Raw genomic sequence first — 738 nt, 5'->3', positions numbered from 1 at the left:
TACACTCGATACGATACTAGAAAGAATAGAAGAACAAGAAGTTATACCAGACTGTTATCCAATCATTAAATGTGTATCTGATGTAAGAGGGTCAGTCAGACATTCGGCTATTAACGCATTGGGAAGATGTAAAAATTCAGACGCAGAAGATGCATTAATAAAAGTCATAAGGAATTCAAAAGATGAGTATGACCTTTGTTATGCCATTGGTTCTCTAAGCATGATGGGTGCTACTAAAGCTATTCCAGAAATTCTTCCTTTATTTAAAAATGGAAAAGGGGAAGTAAGACGTGCTGCTCTTTGTGCTATTGATAAATTGGGTGGTTCTGCATTCCTTCCCCTTTATATGGAGGCCTTAGGCGATCGTTCATTATCTGTAAAATATTATGCTCTATTAGCTATTAAAGATCATGGGGATGAAACAGCTATCGATGTTGTATATAAACGAGTAAGAACGATTTTAAGTAAAAAGCGGAAGATTAATAGTGACGAGTTAGTAGCAGCCTTTGAATTTCTGAATCAGTTCAAAAATCATGATGAGAAAATCGAAAAACTATTAGAATGGATAAAATCAAAAAAGTGGGATTTCCTTTCAGATAGAGAAAAAGAAGGATTCAACAGTTGTTTTTCAACTAATGATCTATCTTACAGGTGACAAGAATTTCCTATCAAAAGGGTTAGGAAAATTATAATGGATTTGGATTTTTAGATTGCAATTTAACTTCCATAATTAAACTA

At 33.5% G+C, this 738-nt stretch carries 1 protein-coding gene; it reads left to right on the top strand.

Features of this window, described 5'->3' with window-relative positions; all coding sequences use genetic code 11:
• Positions 1-655 (top strand): HEAT repeat domain-containing protein (locus tag ACLIJJ_RS26900; RefSeq protein WP_411412015.1); only part of this gene is annotated, 655 nt, incomplete at its 5' end.
• Positions 656-738: the final 83 nt, after the last annotated feature.

The sequence above is a fragment of the Niallia laureatilytica genome (assembly GCF_046613985.1).
Classification (GTDB): Bacteria; Bacillota; Bacilli; order Bacillales; family Cytobacillaceae; genus Niallia.
Note: the sequence above shows the minus strand (reverse complement) of the source record. Positions and strands in the feature narration are given on the sequence as shown.